The 24207-nt window shown below is 63.3% G+C and carries 21 protein-coding genes; 17 read left to right on the top strand and 4 right to left on the bottom strand.

Annotation, left to right across the window (positions count from 1 at the left end; all coding sequences use genetic code 11):
- The first annotated feature begins 77 nt into the window (after positions 1-77).
- Positions 78-1355, top strand: coding sequence for a pyridoxal phosphate-dependent aminotransferase (locus AXW84_RS08790; RefSeq protein WP_068231536.1), 1278 nt, complete (start codon positions 78-80; stop codon positions 1353-1355).
- 87 nt (positions 1356-1442) lie between these two features.
- Here AXW84_RS08790 and AXW84_RS08785 read toward each other — a convergent pair whose 3' ends face one another.
- Positions 1443-3734, bottom strand: a complete 2292-nt coding sequence (locus AXW84_RS08785) for a glycoside hydrolase family 3 C-terminal domain-containing protein (RefSeq protein WP_082773785.1) — start codon at positions 3732-3734, stop codon at positions 1443-1445.
- A 458-nt stretch (positions 3735-4192) separates the two neighbouring features.
- On the opposite strand from AXW84_RS08785, the gene AXW84_RS26505 reads away from it, so the two are divergent.
- The 5 genes from AXW84_RS26505 (at position 4193) to AXW84_RS08775 (ending at position 8042) form a co-directional block, all read left to right on the top strand.
- The gene (locus AXW84_RS26505) at positions 4193-4276 is read left to right on the top strand and encodes a RagB/SusD family nutrient uptake outer membrane protein (RefSeq protein ID WP_071891129.1); all 84 of its coding nucleotides are present in this window, start codon (positions 4193-4195) and stop codon (positions 4274-4276) included.
- 87 nt (positions 4277-4363) lie between these two features.
- Positions 4364-5806 (top strand): glycoside hydrolase family 30 protein, encoded by a 1443-nt coding sequence (locus AXW84_RS08780; protein WP_082773784.1) that lies wholly within the window; start codon positions 4364-4366, stop codon positions 5804-5806.
- Positions 5757-6164, top strand: a complete 408-nt coding sequence (locus AXW84_RS24690) for a hypothetical protein (RefSeq protein WP_157886896.1) — start codon at positions 5757-5759, stop codon at positions 6162-6164. The genes AXW84_RS08780 and AXW84_RS24690 overlap by 50 nt, the downstream gene beginning before the upstream one ends.
- Positions 6165-6338, top strand: coding sequence for a hypothetical protein (locus tag AXW84_RS24685; RefSeq protein WP_157886895.1), 174 nt, complete (start codon positions 6165-6167; stop codon positions 6336-6338).
- Positions 6339-6350: 12 nt separating this feature from the next.
- Positions 6351-8042 (top strand): glycoside hydrolase family 3 C-terminal domain-containing protein, encoded by a 1692-nt coding sequence (locus AXW84_RS08775; RefSeq protein ID WP_068231534.1) that lies wholly within the window; start codon positions 6351-6353, stop codon positions 8040-8042.
- Positions 8043-8750: 708 nt separating this feature from the next.
- Here AXW84_RS08775 and AXW84_RS08770 read toward each other — a convergent pair.
- Both AXW84_RS08770 and AXW84_RS08765 read right to left on the bottom strand, forming a co-directional pair.
- Positions 8751-9020, bottom strand: coding sequence for a hypothetical protein (locus tag AXW84_RS08770; protein WP_068231533.1), 270 nt, complete (start codon positions 9018-9020; stop codon positions 8751-8753).
- Positions 9021-9043: 23 nt separating this feature from the next.
- Complete coding sequence (locus AXW84_RS08765) at positions 9044-10609, bottom strand: T9SS response regulator signal transducer PorX (protein WP_068231530.1); 1566 nt, start codon at positions 10607-10609, stop codon at positions 9044-9046.
- Between the two features lie 277 nt (positions 10610-10886).
- Here AXW84_RS08765 and AXW84_RS08760 point away from each other — a divergent pair, with 277 nt between their 5' ends.
- The 6 genes from AXW84_RS08760 (at position 10887) to AXW84_RS08735 (ending at position 16970) form a co-directional block, all read left to right on the top strand.
- Positions 10887-12116: an HD domain-containing protein gene (locus tag AXW84_RS08760; RefSeq protein ID WP_068239115.1), complete on the top strand. Its 1230-nt coding sequence runs from the start codon at positions 10887-10889 to the stop codon at positions 12114-12116.
- A 100-nt stretch (positions 12117-12216) separates the two neighbouring features.
- Positions 12217-13257: a UDP-3-O-(3-hydroxymyristoyl)glucosamine N-acyltransferase gene (gene lpxD, locus AXW84_RS08755; RefSeq protein WP_068231526.1), complete on the top strand. Its 1041-nt coding sequence runs from the start codon at positions 12217-12219 to the stop codon at positions 13255-13257.
- A 102-nt stretch (positions 13258-13359) separates the two neighbouring features.
- On the top strand, positions 13360-14757 hold the full coding sequence (locus tag AXW84_RS08750) for a bifunctional UDP-3-O-[3-hydroxymyristoyl] N-acetylglucosamine deacetylase/3-hydroxyacyl-ACP dehydratase (protein ID WP_068231523.1): 1398 nt from the start codon (positions 13360-13362) through the stop codon (positions 14755-14757).
- A gap of 100 nt (positions 14758-14857) precedes the next feature.
- Entirely contained in the window at positions 14858-15661 is an 804-nt protein-coding gene (lpxA, locus tag AXW84_RS08745) for an acyl-ACP--UDP-N-acetylglucosamine O-acyltransferase (RefSeq protein WP_068231520.1), read from the top strand.
- A 92-nt stretch (positions 15662-15753) separates the two neighbouring features.
- Positions 15754-16404, top strand: coding sequence for an ABC transporter ATP-binding protein (locus tag AXW84_RS08740; RefSeq protein ID WP_236943284.1), 651 nt, complete (start codon positions 15754-15756; stop codon positions 16402-16404).
- 203 nt (positions 16405-16607) lie between these two features.
- Complete coding sequence (locus tag AXW84_RS08735) at positions 16608-16970, top strand: hypothetical protein (RefSeq protein WP_068231514.1); 363 nt, start codon at positions 16608-16610, stop codon at positions 16968-16970.
- Between the two features lie 82 nt (positions 16971-17052).
- Here the strand turns inward: AXW84_RS08735 and AXW84_RS08730 are convergent, their stop codons facing one another.
- A complete protein-coding gene (locus AXW84_RS08730; RefSeq protein ID WP_068231511.1) occupies positions 17053-17907 on the bottom strand; it encodes a DUF4197 domain-containing protein in 855 nt (284 codons plus the stop codon).
- A gap of 138 nt (positions 17908-18045) precedes the next feature.
- Here AXW84_RS08730 and AXW84_RS08725 point away from each other — a divergent pair, with 138 nt between their 5' ends.
- From AXW84_RS08725 to AXW84_RS08705, 5 genes are all read left to right on the top strand, one after another.
- Positions 18046-19320, top strand: a complete 1275-nt coding sequence (locus tag AXW84_RS08725) for a competence/damage-inducible protein A (protein ID WP_068231508.1) — start codon at positions 18046-18048, stop codon at positions 19318-19320.
- A 29-nt stretch (positions 19321-19349) separates the two neighbouring features.
- Positions 19350-19721: a hypothetical protein gene (locus AXW84_RS08720; RefSeq protein ID WP_068231505.1), complete on the top strand. Its 372-nt coding sequence runs from the start codon at positions 19350-19352 to the stop codon at positions 19719-19721.
- Between the two features lie 145 nt (positions 19722-19866).
- Entirely contained in the window at positions 19867-21276 is a 1410-nt protein-coding gene (locus AXW84_RS08715) for a dihydrolipoamide acetyltransferase family protein (protein ID WP_068231503.1), read from the top strand.
- A gap of 39 nt (positions 21277-21315) precedes the next feature.
- Positions 21316-21525: a hypothetical protein gene (locus tag AXW84_RS08710; RefSeq protein ID WP_068231500.1), complete on the top strand. Its 210-nt coding sequence runs from the start codon at positions 21316-21318 to the stop codon at positions 21523-21525.
- Between the two features lie 562 nt (positions 21526-22087).
- Positions 22088-24136 carry a T9SS type A sorting domain-containing protein gene (locus AXW84_RS08705; RefSeq protein ID WP_068231496.1) on the top strand — a complete coding sequence of 683 codons (2049 nt, stop codon included), beginning with the start codon at positions 22088-22090 and terminating at the stop codon, positions 24134-24136.
- Positions 24137-24207: the final 71 nt, after the last annotated feature.

Genomic DNA, 24207 nt, shown 5'->3' with positions numbered 1-24207 from the left:
CAACCTGGGCGGCAAGCCGGTTGTTGCGGGGGCAATACCTTTGCCTCGCCAACTGGACTTACTTTCCCCACCTATCCATGAAAATATCGCACCTGGCCGCGGGCCTCAGCGGCTCCGAAATCATCAAAATAGGCAACGAGGTGAGTGATATGGTGCGCCAGGGCGCGACCATCTGCAACCTCACCATCGGCGACTTCGACCCCGCCCTGTTCCCAATTCCCGAGGGCTTGCAGGAGGGCATTATCGCCGCTTACCAGCAGCACCAGACCAACTACCCGCCCGCGCCCGGCATTGCCGAGCTGCGCCAAGCGGCGGCCGATTTTGTGCACCAGCGGCAGGGCCTGACGTACACGCCGGCCGAATTTTTGGTGGCTGGGGGCTCGCGCCCGCTCATCTACGCCGCCTACCGGGCCCTGGTGGATGCCGGCGACCGGGTGGTGTTCCCGGTGCCGTCGTGGAACAACAACCACTACTGCCACCTCACCGGGGCCACGCCCGTGGCCGTGCCCACCCGCCCCGAAGCCGACTTCATGCCCACCGCCGCCGACCTGGCCCCCCACCTGGCCGGGGCCACGCTGCTGGCCCTGTGCTCGCCGCTGAACCCCACCGGCACGGTATTCACCAAGGCCGCGCTGGAAGAAATCTGCGACCTGGTGCTGCTCGAAAACCAGCGCCGGGGCCCCAACGAAAAGCCGCTCTACATCCTCTACGACCAGATTTACTGGCTGCTGACCTTCGGCGAAACCGAGCACTTCGACCCCGTAAGCCTGCGCCCCGCCCTGCGCGAGTACGTGCTCTACATCGACGGCCTCTCGAAGTGCTTCGCCGCCACCGGCGTGCGCGTGGGCTACGCCTTCGGGCCCGCCCTGGTAATTGACCAGATGAAGGCCATCCTGGGCCACGTGGGGGCCTGGGCCCCCAAAGCCGAGCAGGTGGCCGCCGCCAAGTTCCTGCCCCAAACTGGGCCTGTCGATGCCTTCCTCGACGGCATCAAAGCCGGCTTGCAGCGCAGCCTGCAAGCCCTCTACGACGGCCTGGGGGCCCTGGAGGCCCAGGGCTACCCGGTGGCCGCCATTGCGCCGGCCGGGGCCATCTACCTCACCGCCCGCATCGACGCGGTGGGCCGCACCACGCCCGCCGGCCAAGTGCTGGCCACCACCAAAGATGTGGCCTCCTACCTCATTCAGGCCGCCGGGTTGGCCGCGGTGCCGTTCAGCGCCTTCGGGGCCGACGCCACCGACCCGTGGTTCCGCCTCTCAGTCGGTGCCGAGTCCATGGCCTCCATCGATGCGGCGCTGCTGCGCCTACCGGCCGCGCTCGACGCGCTGGGCGTGCGCGAGCCCGTGAAGCTGTAGAGAGTTAAAAGTTGAGCGTTAAAAGTTAAAATCCGGACTTCTTTACGAGGTCCGGATTTTAACTTTTAACGCTCAACTTTTAACTCTCTACAGCTTCACGGTGCCCGTTTGGCGGATGTCGCGCGAGGAGCTACCTACCAGCAGGTTGAACTTACCCGGGGCCAGCACCCACTGCTTTTTGCTTTCGTTGTAGTACTTGAACGAGTCGGCGGGCAGCGCCAGGGTCACGGTTTTGGTTTCGCCGGGCTTGAGGAATACCTTCCCGAAGGCCTTCAGCTCCTTCTCGGGGCGCTTCACGGCGGTCTGGTTGTCGTGCACGTAGAGCTGCACCACTTCGGCGCCGGCCACGCGGCCGCTGTTGGTCACGCTCAGCTTCACGGTGGCGCTCTGCGGGCCGGGCGTCACCGTTAGGGCCCCGTACTTGAAAGTGGTGTAGCTCAGGCCGTAGCCGAAGGGGTACTGCGGGGCTACTTTGTAGGTGTCGTAGTAGCGGTAGCCCACGTAGATGTCGTCCTTGTACACCTCCTTCAGCGGGTCGCCGGGGCTGCTGGGGTACTCGCCCAGCTTGTACACGGGCGAGTCTTCGAGCTTGGCTGGGAAGGTGAAGGGCAGCTTGCCCGAGGGGTTCACGTCGCCGAACAGCACGTGGGCAATGGCGTTGCCGCCCTCCATGCCGGGGTACCAGGCCTCCACCACGGCCCGGGCCCGGCCGGCCCAGGCCGACACATCGATGGGGCCCCCACCGAGCAACACTACCACGGTGCGGGGGTTGGCGGCCAGCACGGCCTGCACCAGCTCGTCCTGGCCAAACGGCATTTTCATGTCGGGCTTGTCGGTGCCCTCGGCGTCATAGGCGTTGTCGCTCCACTTCGTGTAGTCGTAGCCGTGGGTGGAGCCGCCCACGAACACGACTTCGTCGGCGGTCTTGGCAGCGGCCACGGCCTGGGCAATGAGGGCAGGGTCGGCCTTCTGGTCGCGGGCAATGGTGTAGCCCGGCGCATACGTCACGGTCACGCCGGGGCCCAGCGCATTTTTGAGGCCCTGCAACGGCGTGATTTCGTACTTGGCCTTGAGCTGCGAGCTGCCGCCGCCCATCGAGTTGGCGCGCTCGGCGTTGGCCCCGATGACGGCCACGGTTTTCACCGACTTCTTGAGCGGCAGCAGGTTGCCGTCGTTCTTGAGCAGCACGATGCCTTCCTCGGCCACCTTGAGGGCGGTGGCCTGGTGCTCCTTGGTATTCAGGGCCCCCGGCTGGCGCTTGGCGCCGCCGAGCATGTGGGTGGCGTACATCACGCGCAGGATGCGGCGCACCTTGTCGTCGACCATGGGCACCAGCGACGGATCTTTTTTAATGGCCTCCAGGGCCGGGTCGGCCAGGAAAAACTGGTCGTAGTAGCTGCGGGCGGGCGCAGGGGCCCCGGCGCTGGCCGTGGCCGTGGCGGCGCTCTGGTCCACGCTCTTGTACATCAGGGCCAGGTCGGTGCCCATCTCCAGGTCGGTGCCGTTGCGCAGGGCCTCCTGGGTGTCGTGCACCGAGCCCCAGTCGCTCACCACCAAGCCTTTGAATCCCCACTCCCCTTTCAGGATGGTGTTCATCAGGTAGGCGTTTTCGGTGGCCCAGGTGCCCCGGAACTTGTTGTAGGAACCCATTAGCGAGAAGGCGCCGCCCTGCTGAATGGCGGCCTTAAAGCCCGGCAAGTAGATTTCGCGCAGGGCCCGCTCGCTCATGCTCACGTCCACGTCGTCGCGGTGGATTTCCTGGTTGTTGGCCGCGAAGTGCTTCACGCAGGCCGACACGCCCTGGCTCTGCACGCCTTTGATGTAGCCCACCACCATCTGCGAAATCAGGAACGGGTCTTCGCTGAGGTATTCGAAGTTGCGCCCGTTCAGCGGGGCCCGCACGATGTTGATGCCGGGGCCCAAAATGATGTCCTTGCCGCGGGCGTTGGCCTCGCTGCCCAGCACCGTGCCGTAGGCGTAGCCCAGGGCGGGGTTCCAGGTGGCGGCCAGCGTGTTGTTGGTGGGCAAGTACGAGCTGGCGTCGTTGGCGCCCACGGGCGGCTCCCAGTTGCGGCCCTGCTCGGGGCGCACGCCGTGGGGTCCATCCGAGGTCATGATTTCGGGAATGTTCAGGCGCGGCACGCCGCCGGCTGCGAAGGCCGAGTTGGCGTGGATCATGTGTACCTTTTCCTCCAGCGTCAGCTTTTGGAGCAGGGCGTCGATTTCGGCCTCGTGGCCCAGCAGGGCCTGCTGGGCGTTGGCCGTGGGCTTGGCGGCGGGGGCCCCGGGCTTTTTGGTTTGGGCCGAAGCCGCGCCGGCAGTGGCGCAAAACAGCGCAGCCGCCACCAGGGCTTGGGCGCGAATGGAGAAAAGGGGCATTTGAAAGTGGGGGTGAGGAAAAATTAACCGCGTGGGGTTTCCCGCGCGGCATTCTGCGGATTTCTAAGTCATTTTGACGGTTACGGCGCTGCCGGCGTATTGTACGGTTGGGGCCGCGTCGGCGTCGGGGCCCCAGGGGCCGGCTGGGCGTGGTCGGTACCGAACCGAGCGGGCTGCTGCGCACGTGCAAACATTATTGGCTACCACTTGCAGCCCAACGGCGGGCGACTGGGCCGCGGCGGGCAAGGCCAGGGGCGCGAAGAATCCTGGCCGGAGTTCGGCACAAAAATTAAGCACTTTTCTTGCAAACGTTTGTGTGTTGCAAATAAAGCACACCTGGGCCTGCACTCCCTATTTTGCCAATAAAGTATTAGGCGCGGCGTGGGCCCTGGGGCCCTTATCGCCAAGCATTTTGCGGGCCCTGTACCCGTCCTCCGCGGCGGAATAGAAGAGAGGCCGTGCAGAAGTTCAACAACCTACTCCCCATCCCGCAGTCCGAGCTCAACGTGAACGCCAACCTGACCCAGAACCCGGGCTACTAGCCGGTGCTATTTTTATCGAACGGCCGCATCCAACGGCCGTTCGTTTTTGGGGCCCCGCGGAGCCCCTTACCTCCATTTCCACCGCTTATGCTGCCAAAACTATTCGCCGGCGCCGCTCTCGCACTGGGGTCCCAGTGGGCCCGGGCCCAGCCCCAACCGGCCACGGCCTGGGTCACGACCACCGCCACGGCCCCCTGGCGCACCCAGCCCGCGCCGCGCGCCACCACCGCCCGGGGCCCCGCCGACGCCGAAATTGACCTGACGCACCCGGCGCAAACCATTACCGGCTTCGGCGCCTGCTTCAATGAGCTGGGCTGGACGTCGCTGGCCCTGCTGCCGGCGGCCGAGCGCGCCGGCGTGTTCCGGGAGCTGTTTGCGCCGGGCGTGGGGGCCAACTTCACCATTTGCCGGATGCCGGTGGGAGCCAACGACTTCTCGCGCGACTGGTACTCGTACGACGAGACGCCGGACGATTTCTCGATGGCCAACTTCAGCATTGCCAACGACCGGGAAACGCTGATTCCGTTCATCAAGCAGGCCCAGCGGCAGTACCCCGCCCTGCGCCTGTGGGCCTCGCCCTGGAGCCCGCCCACCTGGATGAAGGCCAACCGCCACTACGCCGCCGCGGCCGTGCGGCCCGAGTCCCGCAAGGCCTTCCCGACCCTGGCCGACAACGGCCTGCCCGTGGACCGCCAGGGCAAGGAGGGCCACAACCTGTTCATCCAGGACGATAAGTACTTCACGGCCTATGCTTTGTACTTCCGCAAGTTCATCGAAGCGTATAAGGCCGAGGGCATCACCATCGGCATGGTGATGCCGCAGAACGAGTTCAACTCGGCGCAGGTGTTCCCGAGCTGCCCCTGGACGGCCACCGGGCTGGCCCGCTTCATCGGCTACCTGGGGCCCCAAATGGCGCCCAGCAAAACCGATATTTTTTTCGGCACCATGGAGCGGCCCACCGAAGCGCTGGTGGACACCGTGCTGCGCGACCCGCGCAGCGCGCCCTACGTGCACGGCGTGGGCTTCCAATGGGCGGGCAAGGCGGCCATCCCGGGCATCCACCGCCGCTACCCCGACCTGGCCCTGTACCAGTCGGAGCAGGAATGCGGCGACGGCCAGAACGACTGGAAGTACTGCCGCTACACCTGGGACCTGATGAAGCAGTACCTCGGCAACGGCGCTAACGCCTACTTGTACTGGAACATTGCGCTCAAGCAAGGGGGCCTCAGCCGCTGGGGCTGGCGCCAAAACTCGCTGGTGGCCGTGGACGAAGCCGCCCAAACCTATCAGTGGACGCACGAATACTACCTGATGAAGCACCTCAGCCACTACGTGCGGCCGGGGGCCCGGCGCCTGCCCGCCCGGGGCCCCTACGCCAATTTGCTGGCGTTTCAAAACCTCGACCGTAGCATCGTGGTAGTACTCCAAAACCCTGACGCTGTGGCCCGCAGCGTGGCCATCCGGGTGGGTGCGCGCACGTTTGTCCCGCAGCTGCCCGCCGATTCGTTCAGTACGCTGGTGCTCTATTAGGGCCCCGGGGCCCCTATTTTCTCCCACCCTTCTCGTCCGCCTGCCAATTCCTAAGTTCTCCAAAGCCTGCCCGCCCCGCGCCACCTCTTTCCGCCGGCTGGCCCTGGCCGCGCTGCTGGGCAGCGCCGCCCCGGCCGGGGCCCAAACCAAAGCCCCCGCCAAAACCCCTGCGAAAGCGCCCGCCAAAGCCCCGGCTGCCGGCGCTCCTCAACTGGGCAAAGCCACCCTCAAGGAAGTGCTGGGGGCCCTCACGCCCGAAGAAAAAGTGCAGCTCGTGGTGGGCATGGGCTTCTACCCGTCGGGCTTCCCGGCCGGGATGCTGCCCCCCGGCAACCCCGGCGACGACAAGATTCCCTAGATGGTACCCGGCGCGGCTGGCCGCTCGCACGCCGTGGCGCGGCTGGGTATCCCCTCGCTCACGCTTTCCGACGGGCCCGCGGGCGTGCGCATCGACGCCATCCGGGGCAAGGACAGCACCAAAACCTACTACGCCACGGCCTTCCCGGTGGCCACGCTGCTGGCTTCGAGCTGAGACACGGCCCTGGTGCACAAGGTGGGCGTGGCCTTCGGCAGCGGAGTGCGGGCCTTTGGCATCGACGTGCTGCTGGCCCCGGGCATGAACATCCACCGCAACCCGCTGGGTGGGCGCAACTTTGAGTATTATTCTGAAGACCCGGTGGTGGCCGGCCACATGGCCGCGGCCTTCGTGAACGGCATCGAGTCGAACGGCGTGGGCACGTCCATCAAGCACTTTGCCGTGAACAACCAAGAGTTCAACCGCATGCAGCTCAACTCGCACGTGAGCGAGCGGGCCCTGCGGGAAATTTACCTGCGCGGCTTCCAGATTGCCGTGAAAACGGCCCAGCCCTGGACGGTGATGTCGTCGTACAACAAGGTGAACGGCACCTATACCTCCGAAAGCCACGACCTGCTCACCGCCCTGCTGCGGCAGGAATGGGGTTTCAAGGGCCTGGTGATGACCGACTGGTACGGCGGCCACGACGCCGTGGCCCAGCTCAAGGCCGGCAACGACCTGCTGATGCCCGGCGTGTACACCCAGACCCAGGCCATCCTGGGGGCCCTGAAAAGCGGGGCCCTCGCCCCGGCCCAGCTCGACGTGAACGTGACCCGCGTGCTGGAGCTGGTCCTTAAGTCGCCCACCTTCAAAAAGGCCGCCTACAACAGCCAGCCGGCCCTGAAGACCGACGCCGCCGTGGCCCGCCAGGCCGCCGCCGAAAGCATGGTGCTGCTGCGCAACGAAGCCGGGGCCCTGCCCCTGGCTACCGGCCGCAAGGTGGCCCTGTTCGGCAACGCCTCCTACAACCTGATTGCCGGCGGCACGGGCAGCGGCGACGTGAAACGCGCCTACACTATCTCGATGGCCCAGGGCCTGGCCAGCGCCGGCTACACCGTCGATGCCCGACTCAGCCAGGGCTACGCCCAGCACTTGCGCGCCGAAAAGGCCAAGCTGCCCAAAACCCGCGGCCTGCTCGACCCCGCCCCGGTCATCCCCGAAATGGCGGCCGAGGCCCTGGGCCTGGCGCAAACCGCCCAGGCGGCTGACGTGGCCGTGCTCACGCTGGGCCGCAACGCGGGCGAGGGCGGCGACCGCAAAGAAACCGACGACTTCACTCTTACCGCCACCGAGCAGGCCCTGCTGAAGCAGGTAGCCGCCGCGTTTCACGCCCACAACAAGAAGGTTATCGTCGTCATCAACACCGGCGGCGTGGTGGAAATGGCCAGCTGGCGCGACCAAGCCGACGCCATTTTGCTGGCTTGGCAGCCCGGCCAGGAAGGCGGCAACGCCCTGGCCGGGCTGCCAAGCGGCAAAACCAACCCTTCGGGCAAGCTGGCCACGACCTTTCCTGTGGCCTACAAGGACGTGCCCTACAGCGGCGACTACCCCGGCAAGCTGCTGGACCCCAACGCCCCCAGCGGTGCCAATTCCTTCATGGGCAAGCCCTCGGAAAACACCTACGAAGAAGGCATTTACGTGGGCTACCGCTACTACAGCACCTTCAAGGTGAAGCCGGCCTACGAGTTTGGCTACGGCCTGAGCTACACCACCTTCACCTACGGCAAACTCCAGCTGAGCACCCCCACCCTGGCGGGCAAAATCACGGCCAGCATCCAGGTCACCAACAGCGGCAAAGTGGCCGGCAAGGAAGTGGCCTCGGTTAAAAGTTTGGTACAAAGGTTAAGCGAGTTGCCCCCAAACATAGCGGTTCCAGGCTAAAATACTGCATTCAAAGGTTATTAGAGCTGTTTGTTCAGCGAAACCTCCGTGGCTGTTGCAGAACCCGGATACTGGCCTAGCGTCCCAAGCTATTTCACCGAACGAGCACCAAAAACGGCTGTTTTTGGTGCTCGTTCGCTCGTTAACGTCGATAATAGCAGGCATTACAGGCACAACTCGGAGTTCTGCAACAGCCACCTCCGTATTTATGAACAACTAAGCCAACCACCTGCCGAATGGGTAACTGGCCCCAAAAGCAGTCAATTTGGTACAGAAAACTTGTTCAGTAATCAAAGTACAATTAACCTTATCTCCATGAGGAGAAAAATGTACTTCAACGCCTCAAATAGCCACCTAAATGCATTAAAGGCAGGTTTTCTGTTGTAGGAACGCGCTGTCAGTATCTATTCTTGGTAGTTGACAAGCCCACCAATTAACCTTTGGACCAAACTTTTAACCAAGGCCATTTTTCATGGCCTGGGCGGAGCTTTTGCAGAAAAATAATTCCGTCGAAGCCACCCAAACACTCTACAACGACCCGCGCGTACTGACCCTCGACGAGCTACCGAAACGGTAGCCCCCCGGGGCCCCATCGTGGAAACGAATACCGCCAAGTAACCAGCGCCACAGCGTATTAGTCCCGTATCACCATAAAAAAGCCCCGCCGCACAGTGTGCAGCGGGGCTTTTTTGCAGCCATCAAAACGGCTTAGTTGCTGGGCTTTGGTAAATCCTTCTCCTTGGCGCGGCGGCTTTTGCGCTTTGGGAGCTGGTCGCTCTTGTCCTTTTGCTGGCCCAGGCGTACTCGGTCATCCGACGCGAGGCCCGGCGACGACGCGTCGGGGCTTAATGGGGCCCCAGAGGCGGCGGGTGTGGTGGTGACTGGGGGCGGCGTGGCGGCGGGCGGCGGCGCGGTTTGGGCCCGAGCCGCCGCCGACAGGCCCAGTACCAGGGCCCCGGCGAGCAGGAAATTTTTCATAGTCATAAATTCAGCACCCACTCTTAGCCCTTGGCCGTGAGCGTGATGTAGGGAATGATGCACTCTTCCAGCGAGATGCCGCCGTGCTGGAACGTGTCCTTGTAATAGTTCACGTAGTAGTTGTAGTTGTTCGGGTAGGCGAAGAAGTAGTCGCCGACGGTGAACACGTAGGCGGTGCTCACGTTCTCGCGGGGCAGGAAAATGCGCTCCGGCTTGCGCACCACGTACACGTCGCGCGATTCGTCGAAGCCCAGGTTGCGGCCGTGCTTGTAGCGCAGGTTGGTGTTGGTGTTGCGGTCGCCCACAATTTTGTAGGGGCGCTTGCAGCGGATGGTGCCGTGGTCGGTGGTGATGATGAGCTTGCCCTTTTTCTCGGCAATGACTTGCAGCATCTCGTACAGCGGCGAGTGCAGGAACCACGAGCGGGTGAGGCTGCGGTAGGCCGACTCGTCGGCCGCCAGCTCCCGGATCATGGCCATGTCGGTGCGGGCGTGCGAGAGCATGTCCACGAAGTTGTACACGATGATGTTGCACTTGTAGTTGTTGTGCAGGTTGCTCATCTTGCCCAACAAGTCCTTGCCAGCCTGCAAGTTGGTCACCTTGTGGTAGCTGTGGCGGTACTTCTGGTTGTTCTTCTGGAAGTTGATTTCCATGAACTCCGCCTCATGCAGGTTCTTGCCCTCGTCGTCCTGGTCGTCCACCCACAGGTTGGGGTATTTCTTCTGAATCTCACTCGGCATCATGCCCGAGAAGATGGCGTTGCGCGCATACGCCGTGGTGGTGGGCAGAATGGCGTAGTACATTTCCTCGCTGTCCACCGTAAACAGCTCGTTGATAATGGGTTCGAGCACTTTCCACTGGTCGTAGCGCAAGTTGTCAATCAGTACGAAGTACACGGGCGTGTCGCCGGTGGCCTTCAGCGTCGGGAACACGCGCTCCTTGAAGAGCTGGTGCGACATGAGCGGCGCGTTCTTGTCGTCGCCGTTCACCCAATCCTCGTAGCTCTCGGTGATGAAGCGGCCGAAGTACGTGTTGGCCTCGTCCTTCTGCATGTTAAACACCTCGGCCATGCTCTTGCCCTCGGTTTCGTTGATTTCCAACTCCCAGTACACCAGCTTTTTGTACACCTCGGCCCACTCGGCGGGCGAAAGGCGGTCGGAGAGCTGCATGCCCAGCTGGCGGAAGTCGCGCTGGTAGCCCGAGTTGGTTTTTTCACTCACCAAGCGCTTGTTGTCGAGCACCTTTTTCACCGACAGCAGAATCTGGCTGGGGTTGACGGGCTTGATGAGGTAGTCGGCGATTTTCGAGCCAATGGCCTCTTCCATAATGTGTTCCTCCTCGCTCTTGGTAATCATCACCACCGGCACGGTGGGGCGGATGGCCTTGATTTCGGTGAGGGTTTGCAGGCCGGTGAGGCCGGGCATGTTCTCGTCGAGGAACACCAAGTCGTAGGTCTTCTCCTGAATCTCCTCGATGGCGTCGGCCCCGCTGTTCACGGGGGTTACGTCGTAGCCTTTCTCTTTAAGGAATAAAATATGGGGCTTGAGCAGGTCAATTTCGTCGTCGGCCCAGAGAATCGTGGTTTGCATAGGTAGTAGGAACTAGGGCGGGGGCCCTGGGGCCCGCCGCGGGTGTTGCCGCGCGCCGCAACAGCGGCCCGCAGGGGGGTTAACGGCAAACGCGCCGGAATAGGTACTCGGCGCGGCGCGTAATCGCTCAGCAGTACCGAAAAACCGGCGGCCGGGTTGTTTCGGCCGGGCCGGGGCCCCGGCGCTTGGGGCCCCAAAGGGTGGCTGCCGGGGCCCTGGTGGCGGTAGTTGGGCCGGGCGTCGTTCTTTTGTGGGGCCCAATGCGCCCGTTTTGCTTGTGAACAAGAAAAAGATTTTCAACGACCCCGTGTACGGGTTCGTCACCATCCCCACCGAGCTGCTGTTCGACCTCATCGAGCACCCGTATTTTCAGCGGTTGCGGCGCATCCAGCAGCTGGGCCTCACGGGATTTGTGTACCCGGGGGCCCTGCACACGCGCTTCCACCACGCCCTGGGGGCCATGCACCTGATGCAGCTCGCCCTGCGCACGCTCAAAGACAAGGGCGTGGCCATTTCGGCCGCCGAGGGCGAGGCCGCGCTGGCCGCCATCTTGCTACACGACGTCGGCCACGGGCCCCTGTCGCACGCCCTGGAAACGGCCATTTTCCAGGACGTGCCCCATGAGCAACTCTCGCTGTTTCTGATGCGACGGCTCAATGAAACGTTTGGCGGGCGGCTCACGCTGGCCATCGAAATCTTCGAGGGGACCTACGCCCGGCCGTTTTTCCACCAGCTCGTGAGCAGCCAGCTTGACATGGACCGGCTCGACTACCTCAACCGCGACTCCTTTTATACCGGCGTGGAAGAAGGCCGCCCGGGCGCCGACCGCCTCATCAAAATGCTGCGCGTGGTGGACGAGCAGCTGGTGCTGGAAGAAAAAGCGGTGTACTCGGTCGAGAACTTTCTGGTGAGCCGCCGGCTGATGTACTGGCAAGTGTACTTGCACAAAACGGTGACGAGCGCCGAGCAGATGGTGATCCGCGCCGTGCAGCGCGCCCGCGACCTCACCCGCCAGGGCGTGCACGTGCCGGCCAACAGCTGCCTGGGCTTCTTCCTGGGCCGGGCCGTGGCGCTGGCCGACTTCGCCGCCGACCCCAAAATCCTGAGCCGCTTCGTGGAGCTCGACGACTACGACATCTGGTCGGCGGTGAAGGGTTGGGCCTCCCACTCCGACGTGGTGCTCAGCTACCTGGCCAAAAGTTTGCTGAACCGCAACTTGCTGAAGATCGTGATTGCGCCCGCGCCGTTCGACGACGACTTCAAGCTCGGCATCCAGGAGCTGATTGCCGAGCACTTCCAACTGCCACCCGCCGAAGCCGCCCTGCTCATGATTGCCGGCCGCCTGAGCAACAGCGCCTACGACGCCCGCAGCCAGGAACCCATCAACATCCTCACCAAAAAAGGCGAGGTGGTGAACGTGATGGACGCCTCGGACCTGCCCAACATTAGGGCCCTGAGCCAGCGGGTGGATAAGTTCTACATCTGCTACCCGAAGGAAATAATTTAATTGTCAGTTATTGGTTGTCAGTTGTCCGGCTGCTCGCAGAAGTCCGTCGGTCGTTTCTAACAACTGACAACTACCAACCAACAACTATTTTTGCCCGCCTATGGAATTTACCGTTCAACAAATTGCGGAGGTGCTCGGGGGCACCGTGGAGGGCGACGCCACCCGGCGCGTGACAGGCTTAGCTAAAATTGAGGAAGCCCAAGCCGGGGCCCTGGCTTTCCTTTCCAACCCCAAATACGAGCATTTCCTCTACGACACCCAGGCTTCGGCCGTGATTGTGAGCCCCGACTTGGTGCTGCGCCACGCCGTAGCTACTTCCCTGGTGCGGGTGGCCGACCCCTACTCGGCTTTCACCAAGCTGCTTGAATTTTATGCCCAGGCCACGCGCATGGGCAAGCGCGGCGTGGAAGAGCCGGCGTACCTGGCCGCCACGGCCACGGTGGGCCCCGGGCACTACCGCGGGGCCTTTTCCTACATCGGCGAAAATTGCCAGCTGGGCCCCAACGTGCTCGTCTTTCCGCACGCCTACATCGGCGACCGGGTGACGATTGGCGAGGGCAGCGTGATTCACGCCGGGGCCAAAATCTACCCCGATACGGTTATCGGTCGGTTCTGCGTCGTTAAGGCGGGGGCCGTGGTGGGCACCGACGGCTTTGGCTTCGCCCCGCAGCCCGACGGCAGCTACCTCCCCATCCCCCAGATCGGCAACGTGGTACTCGGCGACTACGTGAGCATTGGGGCCAACACCACCGTGGACTGCGCCACCATGGGCACGACGCGGGTGGGCGAGGGCAGCAAAATCGACAACCTCGTGCAGGTGGGCCACAACGTAGAAATTGGCCGCCACACGGTCATCGCCGGCCAAACGGGCATTTCGGGCTCGACGAAAATTGGCGATTACTGCCTGTTAGGCGGGCAAGTGGGCATCGCGGGCCACATTACGCTGGCCAATAAAACCACCCTCGCGGCCCAAACCGGCGTGCACAAATCGGTAAAGGGAGAGGGCCGCATCCTCCAGGGCCGTCCCGCCCTGGACCTCAACCAAAGCCAGCGGGTGCTGGTGGTGTACCGCAACCTACCCGCAATCTTGCATCGCGTCGAACGCCTCGAACAGACAGCAAACGCACCGGAAAAGCCCTAGCTTTGCAGCCCCTCGGTTGTTAGTTAGCAGTGGTTGGTTGTCGGAGCTTTCGGTCTCCTACTACCAAAACCGCTGGTAGCTACCAGCTGACAACTAACCAGAATGAACGACAAGCAACACACCATCAAAGCGCCCGTGACGGTGCGCGGCATTGGGCTGCACACCGGCGTGGAGGCCACGATGACCTTCTGCCCCGCCCCTATTGGCCACGGCTACAAATTTCAGCGCGTGGATTTGCCCGGCCAGCCCATCGTCGACGCCGATGTGGACAACGTGGTGGACCTCTCGCGGGGCACCACCATCGAGCAGAACGGGGCCCGGGTAAACACCGTGGAGCACACGCTGGCCGCCCTGGTGGGCTTGCAGCTCGACAACGTACTGATTCAGCTCTCGGGCCCCGAGCCGCCCATCATGGACGGCTCGTCGGCCGAGTTCATCCACGCCCTGCAAAGCGTGGGCCTGGAAGAGCAAAACGCGCTGCGCAACTACTACGAAATACCCGACACCATCCGGTACATGGACAACGCGCGGGGCGTAGAAATTGCCGCCCTGCCGCTTTCCGACTACCGCCTCACGGTGATGGTGGACTACAACTCGCCGGTGCTGGGCTCGCAGCACGCCACGCTGGCCGACATCGCGCAGTTCTCCGACGAAATAGCTTCGTCGCGCACCTTTTGCTTTTTGCACGAGCTGGAGCACCTCTACAAGTCCAACCTCATCAAGGGCGGCGACCTGAGCAACGCCATTGTGGTGGTGGACCGCGTGGTGGCCGACGAGGAACTGAACGACTTGGCCAAAATGCTGGGCAAGCCCCGCGTGAGCGTCAAGAAGGAAGGCATCCTCAACAACGTGGACCTGCGCTACAAGAACGAGCCCGCCCGCCACAAACTGCTCGACTTGGTGGGCGACCTCGCCCTGGTGGGCCGCCCGCTAAAGGGCCAGATTCTGGCCGCTCGCCCCGGCCACGCAGCCAACGTGGCCTTCGCCAAGAAGATCAAAAAGAAGATGCTGGAGGTGGCTTCTAACCCCGTGCCGGTGTACGACCCCGCCCGCGAGCCGGTGATGGACGTCAACCGCATCATGCAGGTGCTGCCCCACCGCTACCCGTTTCTGCTGCTCGACAAGGTGATTTACCTGGACTCGCAGATGGTGACGGCGGTGAAGAACGTGACCATGAACGAGCAGTTCTTCCAAGGCCACTTCCCCGGCAACCCGGTGATGCCCGGCGTGCTGCAGGTGGAGGCCATGGCCCAAACCGGCGGCATCCTGGTTATGAACACCGTGCCCGACCCCGAAAATTACTGGCAATACTTCCTGGGCATCGAAAACTGCCGCTTCCGTAAGAAGGTTATCCCCGGCGACACCCTCATTTTCCACTGCTGGCTGCTGGCTCCGGTCAAGCGCGGCATTGCCAAAATGAAAGGCCAGGCCTTTGTGAACGGCAAGGTGGTGATGGACGCCGAAATGAGTGCTGCCATCGTGCGCAAGGATAACGCCTAGCCGCGGGCCCCAGCCATCGGCCGGTGGCCGTTGGCGTTCTTTGCCCGTAATTCCCTACTAAAAGCTAACAGCTGTCCGCTAATAGCTCTCAGCTCCCGCAATGATTTCACCCCTCGCCCACATTCACCCCGACGCCCGCCTGGCCCCAGGCGTCACCGTTGAGCCGTTTACGACCATTGCCGCAGACGTGGAGATTGGCGAAGGCACGTGGGTGGGGCCCAACGTTACCATCATGGCCGGGGCCCGCATCGGGGCCCACTGCCAGATCTTCCCCGGCGCCGTGGTGTCGGCCATTCCGCAAGACCTCAAGTTTGCCGGCGAGCACACCACCGCCCACGTGGGCGACTACACCGTGCTGCGCGAGTGCGTGACCGTGAACCGCGGCACCGTGGACCGCGGCCGCACCGTGGTGGGGGCCCACTGCCTGCTGCAAGCCTATGTGCACGTGGCCCACGACTGCGTGGTGGGCGACCACTGCGTGATTTCAAACGCGGTGCAGCTGGCGGGGCACGTGCAGGTAGGCGACTGGGCCATTTTGGGGGGCATGACGGCCATCCACCAGTTTGTGAGCGTGGGGGCCCACGCTTTCATCGGCGGCGGCTCGCTGGTGCGCAAAGATGTGCCGCCCTTCGTAAAGGCCGCCCGCGAGCCCCTCACCTACGCCGGGGTGAACTCGGTGGGCCTGCGCCGCCGCGGCTTCAGCGAGCAGCAAATCCTTGAAATTCAGGACCTGTACCGCATCGTGTTTCTGAGCGGCCAGAACACCCAGGAGGCCTTGGCGCGCATCGAGGCCGAAGTGCCCGCCTCAACCCAGCGCGAGTTGGCTGTGGCGTTTGTGCGGGCCGCCAGCCGCGGCATCATCAAGGGCCCCGGCAAAAAAGGCCTCGACGAGGGTGCCGATTAGAAGAACCTAGTTGCTTGTTGTCAGTTGCTAGTTGTCAGTCAGTGGTTCATAAATCTTCTGACAATTGATAGCTCATCACTAACAACTAGCAATTGACAACTGACTCCTACTTGCATATTGACGCCACCGGCCTGGGCAAGCGCTACCAGCGCGACTGGATTTACCGGGGCCTCACGCGCACGTTTCGGCCCGGCAGCGCCACGGCCGTGCTGGGGCCAAATGGCGCCGGCAAAAGCACGCTGCTCAACACCTTATCGGGCCAGTTGCTGCCCACCGAGGGCACCCTGGCCTACACCCTGGCCGGCCAGCCCCTGGCCGTGGAGGACGTACCCCGGCACCTGGCCTACGCCGCCCCCTACCTCGACCTACTGGAGGAGCTGACCCTGACCGAGCTGCTGCGCTTCCATACTCAGTTCAAGCCGTTGCGACCGGGCGTGTCCCTGGATGGCCTCGTGGGCATTATGTACCTGGAGGGGGCCCGGCAGCGGCTGGTGCGCGAGTTTTCGTCGGGCATGAAGCAGCGCCTCAAGCTGGGCTTGGCCCTGTACGCCGATGCGCCGCTGCTGCTGCTCGACGAGCCCACTACCAACCTCGACGCTACGGGGGCGGCCTGGTTCCAGGAGCACGTGCGCGCCACCCGCGCCGGCCGCACGGTGCTGCTCAGCTCCAACGTGCCGGCTGAGTACGCCTTTTGCGACGAAGAGCTGTTGGTGACGGATTTCCAGGCGGCACGGCCGCGCTAGGCGCATGCTGTTTTCCTAACCGCTTGCTATTTTTAGCCGGTAGTTGCCCGCCGCTACGGAGCTGCTAATGCGGTCATTTTTAAAAAAACATTGCTTCTGGGGGCCCAAACCTGCTTTTTGGGGGAACTCCGTTTTGCTACGGCGCGTATCTTCGCCGCCGTTTCTGTCTTTATCCTCCACCCTTATTTTATTCCGCCCCGGCCATGATTGACCACGACGACGACCTGGACGACGACTTGCTCGACGACGACGACACCCTCGATTCTTACGCCGCCCAAGGCGGCGCCAAGGCATTGGGCAATCCCGAAGACCAACTTTCGGCCAAGTACGCCGACTACCTGATGTGGCGCGACACCGGTTCGAGCCACGACGAAGCCCTGGACCTGGCCGGCATGACCGAAGCCGAGCACGTAGCCGCCGAAAACGCCGACAATGCCGACAGCGCCGAGCGCAGCGGATTTGGCTCGCTCGACGACGAAGACGACAGTTTTGGCGACGACGAAGACGAGGACGATGGCTTTACCCCCCGCGGCCGCAGTAGCAGCTTTGACAGCGACGATTTCTAACCGAGGGCCCCGGCCCGCAAAAAAGCCCCAGCTGCGCAGTGCAGCCGGGGCTTCTTTGTGGGCCGGGGCCCTAAACCGCCACCTACTTGGTCGCGAACACGCGCTTGAGCAAGTCGGTGGTACGAGCGGCGGGGTTGCGGCGGATTTTGGCTTCTTCCTGGGCCATGAGGATAAAAATGCCGTCCACAGCTTTCTGGGTGGTATAGGCCGAAAGGTCGGTTTGCACCGGCGTCATCAGCGGAATGCGGTTGTATTGGGTAGTCATTTTGGTATAAGCGGCCTCGGCCCCCACCTGGCTGATGGCCGCGGTGATATCGGGCTTGAAGGCTGCCACCAACTGGGCCTCGGTCGACTTGCGCAGGAACTGCGTGGCCGCGTCCGTCGAGCTGCTCGTAACCAAGCTCAGCGCGTCGGTTAGGCTGATGTTGGTCAGGGCGGATAGGAAGATGTCCTTGGCTTTGGGCGCGGCAGCCTCGGCGGCGCGGTTGAGCTGGGTTTCGAACGTCGAGACCACCGTGCTCATGCCGGGCAGGCGGCCCAGCGTGCTCTTCATCAATACCATGTCCTCTGGGAACGGGATGTGAATGTCGTCGTTGAGGTTAAAGCCGTCCTTCTCCGACGCGAATTCCACGGCCTTGGTCACGCCCTTGTTAAGGGCATCTTTGATACCGGCGCTGGCCTCGGCCTCGGTGAGCGGTGCCACGGGGGCCGGGGCGGGCGTGGCAACGGCTTTGGCGGCGGCTACCTTGGCAGCAGCGGCTTTCGCGGCGGCTGTTTTGGCCGCGGCGGCCTTGGTAGCGGCAGCTTTGGCAGCGGCCGTTTTCGCAGCCATGGTTTTAGTGGTAGTGGTGGTTTTTTTGGTGGTCTGGGCCCGAACGGCGGGGGCGGCGGTCAGTAGGCCAGCAGTTAGTAGCAGGGTGGCAAGGCGGGTAGACATGGCAATAAAAAAAGGCGCGGCTGGAAAACCCAGCAGCCGGTGTGGCTGTCGTAGTGCCGGCGCGATTGCAAAGTGACGCAATTTTCCCGCCAAATTTGTTTTTATCTTCTTCACCCCTCGCCTCGCGTGCCCCTTTCCATGCCCCCCGCTTCTTCCCGCCCCGCCCCGCCCGACGTTGAAATTATGACCATTGGCGACGAGCTGCTCTACGGCCAGGTTGTTGACACCAACTCGGCCTTCATGGGCCAGGAATTGGCCAAAATTGGGCTGCGCGTGCGCCAGATTTCGTCGGTATCCGACCGTGCCGACGAGATTGTGGGGGCCCTCGACCAAGCCCGGCAGCGGGCCCGGGTGGTGCTCATCACCGGGGGCTTGGGGCCCACGAAGGACGACCTGACCAAGCACGTACTGGCCCGCTACTTCGGCAGCGAGCTGGTGATGGACGAACCCACGCTGGCCCACGTTACCGAGTTTTTCCGGCGCTATAACCGGCCCATGCTCGACGTGAACCGCCAGCAGGCCCTGGTGCCGGCCAACTGCCAGGTGCTGTTCAACGCCGTGGGCACGGCCCCCGGCATGTGGTTCGAGGACCAGGGGACGGTGTTCGTGAGCATGCCCGGCGTGCCCTTTGAGATGAAGAAGCTGATGACCGACGAGGTGCTGCCGCGCCTGCGCGCGCGGTTCGCCCTCGCGCCCATCGAGCACGTGGTGGTGATGACCGTGGGCTTAGGCGAGTCGTACCTAGCCGAGAAAATTACTGATTGGGAAGACGCCCTCCCGCCCAACTTCAAGCTGGCCTACCTGCCCAGCCTGGGGGCCGTGCGCCTGCGTCTGACGGGCTCCGACGACGGCCAAGCCGACCTGCGCGGCCGCATGCTGGCGCTGCTGCCAGCGCTGCGCGAGCGGGCGGGGCCCTACATTTTTGCCGAAGAAGAAACGACCCTGGAGGCCGCCATCGGCCAGCTGCTGCTGGCAAAGGGCCTAACGTTGGCCACCGCCGAGAGCTGCACCGGGGGCTTGGTGGCGCACCGCATCACGGGCGTGCCGGGTAGCTCAAGCTACTTCCGCGGCAGCGTAGTGGCGTACCACAACGACATCAAAATGAGTGAGCTAAACGTGCCCGCCGAAACCTTGGCTACAAGTGGCGCCGTAAGCGAAGCCACCGTGCGGGCCATGGCCGAAGGGGCTCGCCAGCGCCTGGGTGCCAGCGTGGCCGTGGCCACCAGCGGCATTGCCGGTCCCGGCGGCGGCACCCCCGAGAAGCCCGTGGGCACCATCTGCTTTGCCGTCGCCGACGCCCAAGGCACGGTGAGCCGGCAAATTAGCTTTGACCGCGGCCGGGCCCTGAACATCACCTACACCGCCCAGTCGGTGCTGGCGCTACTGTGGCAGCGGCTAACGGGACAGGCGTAAGCGGGCCGGTGCGTATCCTATTTTTGGCCATGCAAAACTTGTTAGGTTATTGGGGAGCCGCCGGGCGCTGGCTGCTATGCGCCGGGGCCCTGCTCCTGCCCGCGTGCACGCCACCGTGTACTGGCAACATCGAAAGCACCGTGCTGTACGCCAAGCCCCGGCCCGGCGGGGGCCGGCTCATCTACGCCAATGTGCTGAACCAGCCGGCGCTGGGCCGCAAGAAAACGCTGCTCTGGCAGGGCAAGGAATTTGGCACGTTTGGCCACGTAGTCATCATCAACGACCCGGCCAACAAGTACGCGTCGAACCGTAGCATTTGCTTCACCACCTACCGCCCGGCCCCGGCCACCGCCGGCGACGAATTGGGCGAGGAGGACATTCAGCGGTTGACCGTCGACTAACGACCTGGCCGGGGCCCCAACACAGGGCCCCGGGCCGTGCGATTCGCTGCCAGCCCCCGGCGCGCCGTGCGCCGGGGGCTTTCTGGCTACCTTTACGGCCTCCCCATCCCACCCCATCCCTTACCCCAAAACACCCCCGCACCTTATGGCACGAGTGGAAATGACGATGCCCAAGATGGGCGAATCCATCATGGAAGGCACCGTCTTAAAATGGCTCAAGCAAGTCGGCGACGCCATCGAGCAAGACGAATCGGTGCTGGAAGTAGCCACCGACAAAGTAGACACTGAAGTGCCTGCCACCCACGCCGGCACCCTGGCCGAGATTCTGGTGCAGGAAGGCCAGGTCGTGGCCGTGGGGGCCCCCATCGCCGTCATCGAAACGGAGGTGGGCGCAGCAGCTTCGGCAACGCCCGGCGCCCCGGCGCCCGCTGCGCAGGCCGCCGCGCCGGCCAGCACCAACGGCAGCGCCCCGGCCCCCGAGGTACCTTACCTACCCGAGCCCGACGACCCCGAAGCGGTTCAAGCCGCCGGTGGGGCCCCGCACCAGCCCGGCCGGTTCCTGTCGCCGCTCGTACTCAGCATTGCCCGCGAGGAAGGCGTGAGCCTGAGCGCGTTGGAATACCTGCCCGGCACGGGCAAGGAAAACCGCGTCACCAAAAAGGACATCCTCGACTACGTGGCGGCGGGCAAGCCTTCGCTGGTGCCGCAGGCCCCGGTAGCCACGCCGCCCGCCCCGCTGGAACCAGCACCCGCGCCGCGCCCGGCCGCGCCCGCTCCCGTAGCGGCCCCGGTTCCCAACGCCAACGACCAAGCCCCCGCGGCCAAGCCGGTGCCCAGCGTGAGCGGCGGCCAGGAGCTGATTGAAATGGACCGGATGCGCAAGATGATTGCCCAGCGCATGGTCGATTCGAAGCGCATCGCGCCGCACGTCACCAGCTTCGTAGAAGCCGACGTGACGGAGCTGGTGAACTGGCGCAACAAGCACAAGGACGCCTATAAGAAGCGCGAGGGCGAAAACCTCACCTTCACGCCCCTATTCATCCAGGCCGTGGCCCGCGCCATCCAGGATTTCCCAAACATCAACGTTTCGGTGGACGGCGATTACATCATCAAGAAAAAGGACATCAACATCGGCATTGCCGTGGCCCTGCCCAGCGGCAACCTCATCGTGCCGGTCATTCACAAGGCTGACCAGCTCAACCTCAACGGCCTGAGCAAGAAGGTGAACGACCTGGCCAACCGCGCCCGCGCTAACAAGCTCACGCCCGCCGACCTCGAAAGCGGCACCTACACCCTAAGCAACGTGGGCTCGTTTGGCAACATTATGGGCACGCCCATCATCATGCAGCCGCAGGTGGCCATTATGGCCGTGGGGGCCATCAAGAAGAAGCCCGCCGTGATAGAAACCCCGCAGGGCGACCTCATCGGCGTGCGCCAGTTCATGTTCCTGAGCCACAGCTACGACCACCGCGTGGTCGACGGCTCGCTCGGCGGCATGTTTGTGCGCAAAGTGGCCGACTACCTAGAGCAGTTCGACCCCAATACCACGATTTAATGACCAGTCCCGGGCGGCTGCGCCCGGGGCCCCACTGCTATGCGAAACATTCTCACTATTGGGGCCCTGGTGCTGGCGCTGGGCATCATCGCCTTCCTCTACCAGCAGCTGAGCGCCGCCGAAGCGGCCCTGAAAGTAGCCGACCAGCGCTTTGCTGATTGCCAGGTGGTCACCTTTCAACTGCAAAACCAGCTGGCCCAGCAGCAGAAGCAAGCAGCTGGAGGCGTAGTGCCGCGGCCCAAGCCGTAGGCCCCGCTGCCCCAAAACCTAACTAAGGCCACCGTCTACCCAGACGGTGGCCTTTTTTTATGGCGCCAAGGCTCCGGCAGGTTTGCCGCCATTGCGCCAGGGGGCCCCGGCTGACGCAGGGTGGAGTGAGGCAGCGCACGCCGGTGCAGCGGTTATTGCATTTTGGCTGGCTTAGCTCACTGTTCAGCTTTTGCACTGATTGAAGGCTGCCCTTAGTGTGGGTCAGCCATACCTACTAAGCCGGCGCACGCGCCCCGCCGTGTGCCCAGGGCAGTAAGGCCGCGGCGCAGGAGTTATCCCCATCAATCATCAACCTTTTTATTTATAGGGTTTTATATTTATAATCAACTGTTTTTGCCGTTGTGAATGCGGCTGAACCGGGCGGCAAATGGCTGGCGAATTTTAAATATTATTTTTTATTATTCCGGGAAATACGCGTGAATTTTAATATTTTTAATTGATATATTTGCACACCTAGGCTATACAAATTTGTCACGCAATCGATGGCGATTTTCTGCACCTAGGCCAGCTTTTTTTCATTTTTCCTTCTTTCCAGTTACCCATGAGAAAAACTTACCTCCGCACCGCTGTGGCTTTGCTTGCCGCGGCAACCTTGGTGGGCCCGCCCGCCGGGGCCCAAAACTTGCCCACGCCCAAAGGCAAGGTATCGGCCAGCCTGCTCGAGTTGGCCAAGCCCGCAGTGGCCACCCGGGGCTTGGCAGCGAAGGCTTCGGCGAGCACCGACTCGCCCCTCCAGGCCACCGATGCCGTCCAGGTATACAACGGCTACGTGGTGGTGCAGGCACTGGCCACCTCGCCCAGCGCCAAGCAGCTGCTGGCCGACCTGCAGGCCAGAGGCTTGCGCCAGGGCACGGCCTACGGCGCGCTGGTATCGGGCCTGTTTCCGGTAGATAAGCTGGCGACGCTCGAGAGCGTGCCCTCGTTGCAGCTCGTCCGGCCCGTTTACAAGCCGGCCCTGAACGTGGGCCGCACCACCAGCCAGGGCGACCGGGCCCTGCGGGCCGACGCGGCCCGCTCCAAGTACGGCCTGACTGGCAAGGGCGTGAAGGTGGGCATCCTCTCCGACAGCTACAACAACCTGGGCGGGGCCACCGCCGGCGTGACCAGCAATGACCTGCCCCGCGGCGTAGAGGTGCTCGAAGACTTGCCCAGCGGCGGCATCGACGAGGGCCGCGGCATGGCCGAAATTGTGCACGACGTGGCCCCCGGGGCCGCCATTGCCTTTCACACCGCCTTCTTGGGCCAGGCCGACTTTGCCCAGGGCATCGAAGACCTGCAAGCCGCCGGCTGCCAGGCCATTGTGGACGACGTGATTTACTTTGACGAGCCTTTTTTCCAGAACGGCATCATCGCGCAAGCCGCCCAAAACGTGGTGGCCAAGGGCGCGTCGTACTTCTCATCGGCCGGCAACCAGGCCCAGCAGTCGTACGAGGCGGTGTTCCGCAACTCAAAAACCTCGGTGCCGGGCATCACGGGCGAGGCGCACAGCTTTGCCCCCGGCGACGTGCGGCAAACTATTACCGTCGGCCCCGGCCGGAGCTTGGAACTGGCCCTGCAATGGGACGACCCGGCGTTTTCGGCCAGCGGTGTGCGCGGGGCCCGCACCGATATGGATATTTACTTGCTTTACAACGGCGTACCCGTGTTATCGTCCATCGACAACAACATTGGTGGTGACCCATTCGAGTTCGTCGGCTTCACCAACAGAGGCACGGCCCCGTTGACGGTGGAAGTAGTGATCGTGAAATTTGACGGTCCCGACCCCACCCGCCTCAAGTACGTCAACTTCGGCAGCCGACCCACGGCCGTCGAGTACGACACCCAAAGCTCGACCCTGGTGGGCCACGCCAACGCCCCGCAGGTGGTGGCCGTAGGCGCCGCCCCTTATTTCAACACGCCGCTGTTCAACGCCAACACGCCGGTGCCGGTGGTGGAATCGTTCTCGTCGCTGGGCGGTACGCCTCTGCTGTTCAACGACCAGGGCCGGCGTCTGGGCCAGCCCCTGACGTCCAGCAAGCCCGAAGTGACGGGCCCCGACGGCGGCAACACGACCTTCTTCCCGCCCTTCCCCGGCCAGGACTTCGAGGGCGACGGATTTCCTAACTTCTTCGGCACCAGCGCGGCAGCTCCGCACGTGGCAGCCGTGGCGGCGCTGATGCTCGAAATTGACAAAAACCTCCCGCCGCGCATCGTCACGAAGTCTTTGCAGCAATCGGCCATTGACATGGACAACCCGCTCACGCCGGGCTTCGACCAAGGCTTTGACTTCAAAACCGGCGTGGGATTTGTGCAAGCCGACGCCGCCATTCGCGACTTGATTAAGCAGAAGGTAATCAGCAAAATCAAGCAGCTGCTGGTGGCCCTCTACCCCAACCCATCTACCGGCCGGGTGAGCTTCCAGGTGGTAGCCGATGACCAGCAAGCCATCGTGCTGACGGTGCTCAACCAGATGGGCAAAGAGGTATTCCGCAGCGAGGGCACCACGCAGCTCGAAGCCACGAAGGATTTCAGCAACTTGCCCAAAGGCTTGTACATCGCCAAAGTACAGACCGGTACCGACGTAAAAACCCAGTCGCTGCTGATTCAATAGCCTCGGCGTGGGGCCCCAGCGCCCTTGCCGACGCTTCACAAAAAAGCCGTTTCCTCGATTGAGGGAACGGC

The sequence above is a fragment of the Hymenobacter sp. PAMC 26628 genome, from assembly GCF_001562275.1.
In the GTDB taxonomy this organism is placed as follows: domain Bacteria; phylum Bacteroidota; class Bacteroidia; order Cytophagales; family Hymenobacteraceae; genus Hymenobacter.
Note: the sequence above shows the minus strand (reverse complement) of the source record. Positions and strands in the feature narration are given on the sequence as shown.